The sequence below is a fragment of the Serratia myotis genome (assembly GCF_027474885.1).
Classification (GTDB): Bacteria; Pseudomonadota; Gammaproteobacteria; order Enterobacterales; family Enterobacteriaceae; genus Serratia; species Serratia proteamaculans.
Genome location: NZ_CP099707.1, coordinates 3,064,879 through 3,076,884 on the forward strand (window position 1 = coordinate 3,064,879; position 12,006 = coordinate 3,076,884).

Sequence of the window (12,006 nt, forward strand, 5' to 3'; positions counted from 1 at the left end):
GCGGAAAACACCGGTTACAGCGGATCGACCTTCAGACAAGAAACCGCATGACGGAAGCTGCCTTCCAGCAACGGTCGGGTCTTGGCGCATTCCGGCCCGGCGATGGGACAGCGAGTGCGGAACACGCAGCCAGATGGCGGGTTGATCGGTGAAGGCAGTTCCCCTTCCAGCAACTGGATCTTTTTATCCTTCTCCTTGTCCGGATCCGGAACCGGCACCGCCGACATCAGAGCTTTGGTATAAGGGTGCTGCGGGTTGTGATACACCTCGTCATAGGTGCCCAGTTCCACCGCATGGCCCAGATACATCACCAGCACGCGGTCAGAGATGTGTTTTACTACCGCCAGGTCATGAGCGATAAAGATCAGCGACAGCCCCATTTCACGCTGCAGTTGCTGCAGCAGGTTCACCACCTGTGCCTGGATCGACACGTCCAGCGCCGAGACCGGTTCATCACAAATCACCAGTTTTGGCTCCAGGATCAGAGCGCGGGCGATACCGATACGCTGACACTGACCACCGGAAAACTCATGCGGATAGCGGTTGATCAGGTTTGGCAACAGGCCAACCTTCAGCATCATCGCTTTAACCTTGTCTTTCACTTCCTGACGCGGCATTTTTGGGTAATAGGTGCGCAGTGGTTCGGCGATGATTTCCCCGATGGTCATGCGCGGGTTCAGTGAGGCCAGCGGATCCTGGAAGATCATCTGAATATCGCTGCGGGTTTTGCGCCAGTCAACGTCGCTCATACCGAGCAAATCTTTACCCAGCCAGGCAACGCGCCCGCTGGTCGCTTTCACCAGACCGATAATGGCGCGGGCAAAGGTCGATTTACCACAGCCCGACTCGCCCACCACGCCCAGAGTTTCCCCTTCGAACAGGCGCAACGTCACACCGTCAACGGCCTTCAGGGTTTTCGGCGGCTGCCAGAACCACTGTTTGTCATCATGAATGTCGAAGTGCACTTTCAAATCAGCCACTTCGAGCAGGACTTTCTTGTCGGTTACCGTACTCATACCAACGCCTCCACCGGTTTAAAGCAGGCACGTAGACGCCCTTCGCCAAACTGCTCCAACGGCGGAGCGCTTGCACATTGCGGCATCGCGTAAGAACAACGCGGCTGGAACGGGCAGCCTTTCGGCAGGCGTAGCAGATTCGGTGGGTTGCCAGGAATAGTCATCAGCGCCTCACCTTCGGCGTCCAAACGGGGTACCGCATTCAGCAAACCAATCGAGTAAGGGTGGCTAGGACGATAGAACACATCGCGTGCACTGCCATATTCCATGGTGCGTCCGGCGTACATTACCAGCACCTTGTTACAGATGCCGGCCACCACGCCCAGGTCGTGGGTGATCATAATGATGGCGGTGTTGAACTCGCGCTTAAGCTCGTTCAGCAGCGTCATGATCTGCGCCTGAACCGTCACATCCAGTGCGGTGGTAGGTTCATCGGCGATCAACAGCTTCGGCCGGCACAGCAACGCCATGGCAATCATCACGCGCTGGCGCATACCGCCGGAAAACTCATGCGGATACATGCGCATGCGCTTACGCGCTTCAGGCATTTTAACCGCATCAAGCATGCGCACCGATTCTTCAAAGGCTGCACTTTTACCCATGTTCTTGTGCTGCATCAGCACTTCCATCAACTGCTCACCAACGCGCATATAGGGGTTGAGTGAGGTCATCGGGTCCTGGAAGATCATCGAAATCTCTTCCGCCCGCAGCTTGTTGAGCTGTTTTTCCGGCAGGTTGAGGATTTCACGGCCGTTAAATTTAGCCGAGCCGCCAATGCGACCATTGCTGGCCAACAGCCCCATCAGCGCAAAGGCGGTCTGGGATTTACCAGAACCTGATTCCCCCACGATACCCAGCGTTTCGCCGGCGCGCAGGTCAAAGTTCAGATCGTTCACTGCCGTCACGTCACCGTCCGGGGTGCCGAAGGTCACGCGCAGGTCTTTTACATCCAGCAACAGCGGCGATTTGGCGGCGGTGCTGGTTTGCAACTGCGGATTTTCAATGGTGCTCATGATTGCACTCCTTAACGATCTTTCGGGTCGAGGGCGTCACGCAGGCCATCGCCGATAAAGTTGAAACAAAACAGAGTGACAACCAGGAAACCCGCTGGGAACAGCAGCAACCACGGTGAAACTTCCATCGAGTTGGCGCCATCGCTCAGCAATGCACCCCAGCTGCTTAACGGTTCCTGAGTACCCAGCCCCAGGAAGCTGAGGAAGGATTCGAACAGGATCATGCTCGGCACCAGCAATGAAGCGTATACCACCACCACACCGAGCACGTTCGGCACGATATGGCGCAGCACGATATTGCGGCTCGACACCCCGCACACCAACGCCGCTTCGATAAATTCCTTACGCTTCAGGCTCAGGGTCTGTCCGCGCACAATACGCGCCATATCCAGCCAGGACACCATGCCGATCGCCACAAAGATCAACAGGATGTTTTGCCCGAAGAAGGTGACCAGCAAGATAACGAAGAACATGAACGGGAAGGAGTTGAGGATTTCCAACAGGCGCATCATTACCGAGTCGGTTTTACCGCCCAGGTAACCGGACATCGCGCCATACAGCGTCCCGACAATCACCGCAACCAGCGCGGCTGATACGCCAACCATCAGCGAGATACGTCCGCCAATCGCCACGCGCACCAGCAAGTCACGACCGGAGGAGTCGGTGCCAAAGTAATGGCCCGCGTCAAGGCTCGGCGCGGCCGACATCATCGCCCAATCGGTATCGTCATAGGCAAACTGTGACAGCCAGGGTGCCACAATCACAAACAGGGTAATCAGCACCAGCACAAACAGACTGCTGACTGCCGCACGGTTATGCACAAAGCGGCGACGGGCATCCTGCCACAGGCTGCGCCCTTCCACTTCGAGCTTTTCGCTGAAGTTCTCCAGAGCCTCGCTGTTCTTTTTCGTCAACATCATTTGCGTGCTCCAGCTTAATAACGAATTTTTGGATCGATAACGGCGTACAGCACGTCGACGATCGCGTTAAACAAAATAGTCAGGCCACCCACCAGAATGGTCAGGCTCAATACCAAGGAATAGTCACGGTTCAGCGCGCCGTTAACAAACAGCTGGCCGATACCCGGCAGACCATAAATGGTTTCGATCACCATGGAACCAGTGATAATGCCGACAAACGCCGGGCCCATATAAGAAAGCACCGGTAATAACGCAGGCTTGAGCGCATGGCGGAAAATAATGCGACGCATCGGTAAGCCTTTGGCGCGGGCTGTGCGGATAAAGTTTGAGTGCAGCACTTCAATCATCGATCCACGCGTGATACGGGCGATACTGGCAATATAGGCCAGTGATAACGCCACCATCGGCAGGATGATGTATTTCGGCGCCCCTCCGTTCCAACCGCCACCCGGCAACCATTTCAGCGTGATGGCGAAAATCAACACCAGTAACGGCGCCACCACGAAACTGGGGATCACCACCCCGGTCATGGCAAAGCCCATCACCGTATAATCCCATTTGGTATTTTGATTCAGTGCAGCAACCACCCCAGCACTAACCCCCAGGACGACCGCCAACAAAAATGCGGCAAGGCCAAGTTTGGCGGAGACCGGGAATGAAGCAGCCACCAGATCGTTTACCGAGTAATCTTTGTATTTGAATGACGGCCCAAAATCGCCTTTCGACAGTTGCACCAGATAATGGCCGTACTGCTTCCAGATCGGATCGTTCAAATGATATTTGGCTTCGATGTTGGCCATCACTTCCGGCGGCAATGCACGCTCGCCGGTAAATGGGCTGCCAGGAGCCAAACGCATCATAAAGAATGAGATGGTAATAAGGATAAATAGTGTCGGGATCGCTTCTAACAAGCGACGAAATATAAATTTAAGCATTGCCCTAACCCTGTGCTGCAGCCTGATAACGGCTTATTATTCTCAACATGGGCCGGCGGTTCACACCGCCGGCACTTACCTTATCAATGCTTGATGATGTACAGGTTTTTGTCGTACACGTTATCAAGTGGGTCTTTACCGGTGTAACCCCCAACATAAGGTTTCACCAGACGGGCATTCACATAGTAATAAACCGGAACGATGGCAGAGTCTTTATCCAGCTGCACTTCGGCTTTCTGATACAGCTCTGCACGTTCTTCTTTGGTTTTCGCCGTCAGCACATTCGCCATCAACTTATCGAACTCCGCGCTCTTATAGTGCGGGGTGTTACTGCTGCTGTCAGACAGCATCATGTTCAGGAACGAGCTTGGTTCGTTATAGTCGGCACACCAGCCGGCGCGCGCTACGTCATAGGTCCCCTGATGGCGGGTGTCCAGGAAGGTTTTCCACTCCTGATTCACCAGCTTCACGTCCACACCCAGATTTTTCTTCCAGATGGAGGCCGCAGCGATAGCCAGTTTTTTGTGCAGGTCGGAAGTGTTGTACAACAGTGAGAATGTCAGTGGTTTGCCTGGGCCATAACCCGCATCAGCCAGCAGTTTTTTCGCTACTTCGTTGCGCTTTTCCTGCGTCCAGCCGAACCACTCTGGTGGCGTCAGTTTGGCGCCATCGGTGTAAGGAGGTGTGAAGCTGTAGGCTGGCAGATCACCCTGGTTTTTCACTTTATTGGTGATGATGTCGCGATCCAGACCCAGTTTCAGCGCTTCACGTACGCGCTGATCGGTAAATGGCGCTTTCTGGTTGTTGATCTCGTAGTAATAGGTACACAGGTAAGGATCAACATGAACTTCTTTCGGGATCTCTTTTTTCAATTTCTGGAACAGTTCAATCGGCATGTTGTTATAGGTCATGTCGATTTCGCCTGTGCGGTAGCGGTTTACGTCGGTCACTTCCGACGCAATTGGCAGGAACGTCACTTTATTAATGATGGTTTTTGCGTTATCCCAATATTCCGGGTTACGTTCCAGCACGATACGTTCGTTAACCACCCAGTCTTTCAGCTTATAAGCACCGTTGCTGACGTAGTTCGCCGGCAGGGTCCACTTCTCGCCAAACTTCTCGACCGCATCTTTAAACACTGGCTTCATCGCATAGTGCGGCGTCATTTCAACCAGGTAAGGCACCGGCTCGGTCAGGGTAACCTGGAAGGTGTGATCGTCGATTGCTTTCACGCCCAGGGTGGATTTGTCTTTCTTGCCAGCGATAACGTCATCGACGTTTTCTACATGAGCGTATTGCAGATAGCTGGCGTAAGGGGATGCCGTTTTTGGATCCACCACGCGCTGCCAGCTATAAACGAAATCTTGCGCCGTTACCGGCTTGCCATTCGACCATTTTGCGTCTTTACGCAGATGGAAGGTCCACACTTTAAAATCTTTGTTATCCCAGCTTTCCGCCACGCCGGGAACGATAGCCCCATCCGGACCATTGTTGGCCAGGCCTTCCATCAGATCGCGGGTAACGTTATTTTCCGGCACGCCTTCGATCTTGTGCGGATCCAGGGACTGCACTTCCGAACCGTTGTTTTTAACGATTTCTTGCTTGTCCGCCAGTTGCACGCCCGCCGGCACGTCAGCCGCAAAAGCACTTCCGGTTGCTGTGATGCCCAGCGCGGCAATGATGCCGGCCGCAAGGATGGTTTTTTTCGTGATGTTGGTCATGTGTATACTCCAGTTTTTATTATCACAGGCTCGTCGTGGAGCCTGCGTTGCCCGTGAGCGGACCTTGTTATACCGGCTACCGATGAACGAATACGGCAGGCGGTCTTCCCTGTATTACTCACCGTTGTTGGCGTGACGTAATACCCCTCGTTACTGCTTGATGATGTATAGATTTTTCACATCGGTGTAATCCAGCGGATCTTTACCGGTAAAGCCGCCCACTGACGGTCTGATCAGACGCGCGCTAATGCGGTAATACACCGGGACCAACGCTGAGTCTTTGTCCAACTGCGTCTCCGCCTGCTGATAAAGAGCAGCGCGGGCAGCTTCATCCGGCGCCTTCAGCGTGCTGGCCATCAGGGCGTCAAACGCCGGGCTCTTGTAAAAAATGGTGTTGATGCTGCTATTGGAGATCAGCAGGTTCAGGAAGGCACTTGGCTCATTATAATCACCACACCAGGTGGCCCGAGCCACGTCGTACTGCCCCTGATGGCGGCTTTCAAGTGAGGTTTTCCACTCCTGATTGCGCAGCGTGACATCCGCACCGAGGTTTTTCTTCCACATTGACGCCGCTGCGATCGCCTGCTGTTTATTTTGATCGGAGGTGTTGTACAGCAGCGTGAATTTAAGCGGTTTAGCCGCGCTGAAACCTGCCTCGGCCAACAATTTCTTCGCCTCGGTATTGCGCTGTTCCTGGCTCCATCCTGCCCATTCCGGCGCCGTGAACTTGGCGCCTTCAGTAAAGGTCGGGGTAAAGCTGTAGGCCGGGATCTGTCCCTGGCCCATGATCTTGTTGGCGATAATGTCGCGGTCCAACGTCAGTTTTACTGCAGCGCGCACCCGGGCATCGGTAAATGGTGCGCGCTGGTTGTTGATCTCGTAATAAAAAGTGCACAGATAAGGGTTAACGTGCAATTGCTCAGGGATTTCGCTCTTCATCTTCGCGAACAGGTTCGGCGGGATGGCGCTGTTAGTGATATCAATTTCACCGCTGCGGAAGCGGTTGACGTCACTGACCTCTGAAGAAATCGGCAAGAACGTTGCCTGATCGATTACCGTTTTCTTGTTATTCCAGTAGGTTGGGCTGCGTTCAAGCACAATACGCTCATTCACCACCCAATCTTTCAAGCGATAGGCCCCATTGCCGACATAGTTCGCAGGCAGCGTCCATTTGTCGCCAAACTTCTCAACCACCGAACGTTTTACCGGTTTCAGCGAGGTGTGGCTCAGCATGCTAATAAAATACGGCACTGGCTCGCTCAGGGAGACCTGCAGCGTTTTATCATCAATGGCTTTAACGCCGAGGGTCTGCGGACTTTGCTTGCCGGTCAGGATCGCGTCGGTATTTTCAATTTTGGCGTACTGCAGATAGCTGGCGTAAGGTGAGCCGATTTTCGGATCGGCCAGGCGCTGCCAACTGTAGACAAAATCCTGTGCGGTGACCGGTGAGCCATCACTCCATACCGCGTCGGGCCGCAGGTGGAAAGTCCAGGTCTTAAAATCCTGATTTTCCCAATTTGTCGCCGCGGCCGGCACCACGTGCCCATTGGCGTCGGTACTGACCAACCCCTCCAGCAGGTTCAGAATGATATTGCTTTCCGGTATGCCTTCGACCTTATGCGGATCCAATGAAGCCACTTCTGAACCGTTGTTAATGACAATCTTCTGCTGTTGGGCTAATTGCACCCCGGCAGGAACATCAGCCGCCTGAGCAGAATAAACGGTGCTGAGACTCAGCAAACCGGCAATGAACATGGCCAATGGAGTGCGCTTTAAGGTTTGCTGCATGGTCGAGGCTCCTTTTCACCAACAAGCAATGCTTATCGATATTCGTGAAGTATTTATAAGAATTCTAAATAAACAGACACCAGCAAAAATCATTCCCACTTTGGCGACGCGATACCATTAATTACGCGTAGAAAGTTGCTCGGAAATTAGCAGAAGGCAATTTCCATAGCCAATAATTTTTACAGAAATGTTAAGCAATTCTCTTTTATTGCTCCAAGAAGGTTCTGACCCACTGGTGAAGGGGGTACATAAAAATAATTTAAACCAATGATTTTAATGATTAAAATTAAAAAAATAACCGTCAGAGCCGTACGCAGCGAACCCACACACCAGATAAAGAAACATTCAGTTAACAAAGGCGCAGTTCAAAGAACAAACACCTGCTTATGTGCGGTTAATCACTAATAACACCTGGATGAAAGCGAGACAAGCCCTACAGAATGATGTGATTAAATTAACAGCGAATTTGATGTTCAGAAGGTAATAAAGGGCAATAACCGAGGGGGATAAGGGGTAAAAATAGCGCTTAGAGCTTTTATTGAGCAACAGATTAAGATTTATGCCACATTATGGTGCAAGTGAATAAAATTCATTCACATTAAGCACTATATTAATGCGAGCCAATAATAGTTTTTATTTTTTAAAATTAATTTGAGCCGCGAATCATCCTATTCGCGACTCATTCGCCGGATTACAGCAAGCCGGGGAATATGGCCTTTATACCCGTCACGATAAACTCGATACCCAATGCCATCAGCAACAACCCCATGATACGGGTGATGACGTTAATGCCGGTTTGCCCCAATAGACGCACCAGCAGAGGCGCAGCACGGAACAACAACCAACAACAAAAGGCAAACAACGCGATGGCCAGGGTAAACCCCAGCAGGTTCTGCCAGCTGTGGTAGCGAGAACTCCAGACTATGGTGGAACTGATGGCGCCCGGTCCAGCCATCAGCGGCAATGCCAACGGCACCACGCCGATGCTCTCACGGATCGCGCTCTCTGATTTTTCCTGTTTGTTCTGTTTGTCCTCGCCCAGCTTGCCGCTGATCATCGACATGGCAATACTGACCACCAGGATGCCGCCGGCAATACGGAACGAGTCAATAGAGATGCCGAACATGCGCAAAATCCCCTCCCCCAAAAACAGCGAGGTCCACAGGATAATGGCGACCGACAGGTTGGCGGTCAGGTTAGTTTTATTGCGCCCGGCCGCCGCCTGGTAGCTGGTCATGCTGATAAACACCGGCAAAATACCCACCGGGTTCACCAGTGCAAACAGGCCGACAAAAAATTTAATGAAGCCGGAAAAATCCAACAGAGATGGGCCCACAAATGACTCCGCTTTAGTAACGCTAAAAGTGACAATGCCTTCGCGCGCTAATGTAATAGAATTGCCACGGGTAATCCATTGGTCATGGGCGGGATTTATATCTATTTATACCCATACCGATAAGATAATTCTCCATTGTTAAAGCAATGTACGGTTTATGATTTTTTATGTTGAGAAAAGTGTCTGACATGGCAGTTATCAAGAATCATTCTCAACAACCATAGCTGAATGGTGTCAGCTTGCGGTTTTTATGATTTAAATCACAAAATCACTAACCAAGAGTAGTTAAGCTCTTAGTCGTAGTCAGGGAGTAGAACAGGTTAAGGAAAAAGTGGCATCTCTGTTCGGCCCGCTGTCTTCTCCTGCTGAAGCATCGGGTAAAGCTCTTTAAGCAAATCAGCGACATGTGACAAAAAATGGCGGAAAGCCCTTGTTTTTAAAGCAGCATTTTCCCCCGATCTGTCTATACTACTTGCTCGCACGGCTGATTTACTGAAAGAGTTTAACATTATCAGGAGAGCATTATGGCTGTAACAAATGTCGCTGAACTGAACGAGCTAGTTGCACGTGTCAAAAAAGCCCAGCGCGAATATGCCAACTTCACTCAAGAGCAAGTTGATAAAATTTTCCGCGCTGCTGCCCTCGCCGCTGCCGATGCCCGTATTCCTCTGGCCAAATTGGCCGTTGAAGAATCCGGGATGGGTATCGTTGAAGATAAAGTGATCAAGAACCACTTCGCATCAGAGTTTATCTACAACGCCTATAAAGATGAAAAAACCTGCGGCATTCTGGCCGAAGACCATACTTTCGGTACCATCACCATTGCAGAGCCTATTGGCCTGATTTGCGGTATCGTACCTACCACCAACCCGACTTCCACGGCCATTTTCAAAGCCTTAATCAGCCTGAAAACCCGTAACGGCATTATCTTCTCTCCGCACCCTCGTGCGAAAAACGCCACCAACAAGGCAGCGGATATCGTGCTGCAAGCCGCGATTGCCGCCGGTGCGCCAAAAGACATCGTCGGCTGGATCGACCAACCTACCGTTGAACTGTCTAACCAACTGATGCACCACCCTGACATCAACCTGATCCTCGCGACCGGCGGTCCAGGCATGGTGAAAGCCGCCTACAGCTCCGGCAAACCGGCTATCGGCGTTGGTGCAGGTAACACCCCTGTGGTGGTTGACGAAACCGCAGACATCAAACGCGTTGTCGCTTCAATCTTGATGTCCAAAACCTTCGACAACGGCGTAATTTGTGCCTCTGAGCAGTCAGTCATCGTGGTTGATTCAATCTATGATGCAGTACGCGAACGTTTCGCTACCCACGGCGGCTACATGCTGCAGGGGAAAGAGCTGAAAGCCGTTCAGGACATTATCCTGAAAAACGGCGGCCTGAATGCGGCTATCGTTGGCCAGTCTGCACCGAAAATCGCTGAGATGGCTGGCATCAAAGTGCCGGCAAGCACCAAAGTGCTGATCGGTGAAGTGAAACTGGTTGATGAAACTGAGCCTTTCGCTCACGAAAAACTGTCGCCTACGCTGGCTATGTATCGCGCCAAAGACTTTGCCGACGCCGTCAGCAAAGCGGAAAAACTGGTCGCCATGGGCGGTATCGGTCACACCTCTTGTCTGTACACCGACCAGGATAACCAGCCGGAACGCGTTGCCTTCTTCGGCGACAAGATGAAAACCGCGCGTATCCTGATCAACACCCCGGCTTCTCAGGGGGGCATCGGTGACCTTTACAACTTTAAACTCGCTCCGTCACTGACGCTGGGCTGCGGTTCCTGGGGTGGTAACTCCATCTCTGAAAACGTCGGTCCAAAACACCTGATCAACAAGAAAACTGTAGCGAAGCGAGCAGAAAACATGTTGTGGCATAAACTTCCGAAATCAATCTACTTCCGCCGTGGCTCACTGCCTATCGCGCTGGAAGAAGTAGCGACCGACGGGGCAAAACGCGCCTTCATTGTGACCGACCGCTACCTGTTCAATAACGGTTATGCAGACCAGATCACCTCCGTTCTGAAGTCTCACGGCATTGAAACAGAAGTCTTCTTTGAAGTTGAAGCGGACCCAACGCTGTCCATCGTGCGTAAAGGCGCTGAGCAGATGAACTCCTTCAAACCAGACGTGATCATCGCGCTGGGTGGGGGTTCACCGATGGATGCTGCGAAGATCATGTGGGTGCTGTACGAACATCCTGAAACTCATTTCGAAGACCTGGCGCTGCGCTTTATGGATATCCGTAAACGTATCTACAAGTTCCCGAAAATGGGCGTCAAAGCAAAAATGATTGCCGTGACCACCACCTCTGGTACTGGTTCAGAAGTAACACCGTTTGCGGTAGTGACCGACGACGTAACCGGCCAGAAATACCCACTGGCGGATTATGCGCTGACACCGGATATGGCGATCGTTGACGCCAACCTGGTGATGAACATGCCAAAATCCCTGTGCGCCTTCGGCGGCCTGGATGCGGTGACTCATGCGCTGGAAGCTTACGTTTCAGTACTGGCGAACGAATACTCTGATGGTCAGGCGCTGCAAGCGTTGAAACTGCTGAAAGAGTATCTGCCAGCCAGCTACAAAGAAGGTGCCAAGAACCCGGTAGCCCGTGAGCGCGTGCACAATGCCGCAACCATCGCCGGTATCGCATTCGCCAACGCCTTCCTGGGGGTTTGCCACTCAATGGCCCACAAACTGGGCTCTGAGTTCCACATCCCACACGGTCTGGCCAACGCCATGCTGATCTCCAACGTTATTCGCTATAACGCGAACGACAACCCAACCAAGCAAACGGCATTCAGCCAGTACGACCGCCCGCAGGCTCGTCGTCGGTATGCTGAAATCGCTGACCACCTCGGTTTGGGCGCTCCAGGCGACCGTACCGCTCAGAAAATCGAGAAGTTGCTGACCTGGCTGGACGAGATCAAAGCCGAACTGGGCATCCCGGCATCAATCCGTGAAGCCGGTGTGACGGAAGCCGATTTCCTGGCGAAAGTTGACAAGCTGTCTGAAGACGCCTTTGACGACCAATGTACCGGCGCCAACCCGCGTTATCCGCTGATTGCAGAACTGAAGCAAATTATGCTGGATACCTTCTACGGCCGTAAGTTTAGTGAAGCAGAAGATGAAGAAGTTTTGGTAGCCCCTGTTGCGGCCAAAACAGAAAAAAAGACCAAAAAGTAACGGTTCATTGAGCCAATAAAAAAACCGCCGAAAGGCGGTTTTTTTTATGCGGAAGGTTCAGCTCAATCTACCAGGTTGCA

8 protein-coding genes are annotated in these 12,006 nt (G+C 52.2%); 1 reads left to right on the plus strand and 7 read right to left on the minus strand.

The window, feature by feature from the left end; genetic code table 11:
- Nucleotides 1-14: 14 nt before the first annotated feature.
- The 7 genes from oppF to NHG65_RS14525 all read right to left on the minus strand — a co-directional run bounded on the left by oppF (nt 15) and on the right by NHG65_RS14525 (nt 8,729).
- Nucleotides 15-1,016 (minus strand): murein tripeptide/oligopeptide ABC transporter ATP binding protein OppF, encoded by a 1,002-nt coding sequence (gene oppF, locus NHG65_RS14495; RefSeq protein WP_099062841.1) that lies wholly within the window; start codon nt 1,014-1,016, stop codon nt 15-17.
- Nucleotides 1,013-2,029: an ABC transporter ATP-binding protein gene (locus NHG65_RS14500; protein ID WP_099062840.1), complete on the minus strand. Its 1,017-nt coding sequence runs from the start codon at nt 2,027-2,029 to the stop codon at nt 1,013-1,015. The genes oppF and NHG65_RS14500 overlap by 4 nt, the downstream gene beginning before the upstream one ends.
- Nucleotides 2,030-2,040: 11 nt before the next feature.
- Nucleotides 2,041-2,949 (minus strand): oligopeptide ABC transporter permease OppC, encoded by a 909-nt coding sequence (gene oppC, locus NHG65_RS14505; protein ID WP_099062839.1) that lies wholly within the window; start codon nt 2,947-2,949, stop codon nt 2,041-2,043.
- A 14-nt stretch (nt 2,950-2,963) separates the two neighbouring features.
- Nucleotides 2,964-3,884: an oligopeptide ABC transporter permease OppB gene (gene oppB, locus NHG65_RS14510; protein ID WP_085117080.1), complete on the minus strand. Its 921-nt coding sequence runs from the start codon at nt 3,882-3,884 to the stop codon at nt 2,964-2,966.
- Nucleotides 3,885-3,967: 83 nt separating this feature from the next.
- On the minus strand, nt 3,968-5,605 hold the full coding sequence (oppA, locus tag NHG65_RS14515; protein ID WP_112348480.1) for an oligopeptide ABC transporter substrate-binding protein OppA: 1,638 nt from the start codon (nt 5,603-5,605) through the stop codon (nt 3,968-3,970).
- 150 nt (nt 5,606-5,755) lie between these two features.
- Complete coding sequence (locus NHG65_RS14520) at nt 5,756-7,393, minus strand: ABC transporter substrate-binding protein (protein WP_099062837.1); 1,638 nt, start codon at nt 7,391-7,393, stop codon at nt 5,756-5,758.
- A gap of 691 nt (nt 7,394-8,084) precedes the next feature.
- Complete coding sequence (locus tag NHG65_RS14525) at nt 8,085-8,729, minus strand: YchE family NAAT transporter (RefSeq protein ID WP_085117083.1); 645 nt, start codon at nt 8,727-8,729, stop codon at nt 8,085-8,087.
- A gap of 524 nt (nt 8,730-9,253) precedes the next feature.
- On the opposite strand from NHG65_RS14525, the gene adhE reads away from it, so the two are divergent.
- On the plus strand, nt 9,254-11,926 hold the full coding sequence (adhE, locus tag NHG65_RS14530) for a bifunctional acetaldehyde-CoA/alcohol dehydrogenase (RefSeq protein ID WP_099062835.1): 2,673 nt from the start codon (nt 9,254-9,256) through the stop codon (nt 11,924-11,926).
- Nucleotides 11,927-12,006 lie beyond the last annotated feature (80 nt).

What these genes read in the sequence shown, in the direction of transcription:
- oppC (WP_099062839.1), bottom strand. Translation starts at nt 2,949, where the DNA reads ATGATGTTGACGAAAAAGAACAGCGAGGCTCTGGAGAACTTCAGCGAA.
- oppF (WP_099062841.1), bottom strand. Translation starts at nt 1,016, where the DNA reads ATGAGTACGGTAACCGACAAGAAAGTCCTGCTCGAAGTGGCTGATTTG.
- adhE (WP_099062835.1), top strand. Translation starts at nt 9,254, where the DNA reads ATGGCTGTAACAAATGTCGCTGAACTGAACGAGCTAGTTGCACGTGTC.
- oppA (WP_112348480.1), bottom strand. Translation starts at nt 5,605, where the DNA reads ATGACCAACATCACGAAAAAAACCATCCTTGCGGCCGGCATCATTGCC.
- oppB (WP_085117080.1), bottom strand. Translation starts at nt 3,884, where the DNA reads ATGCTTAAATTTATATTTCGTCGCTTGTTAGAAGCGATCCCGACACTA.
- NHG65_RS14500 (WP_099062840.1), bottom strand. Translation starts at nt 2,029, where the DNA reads ATGAGCACCATTGAAAATCCGCAGTTGCAAACCAGCACCGCCGCCAAA.
- NHG65_RS14520 (WP_099062837.1), bottom strand. Translation starts at nt 7,393, where the DNA reads ATGCAGCAAACCTTAAAGCGCACTCCATTGGCCATGTTCATTGCCGGT.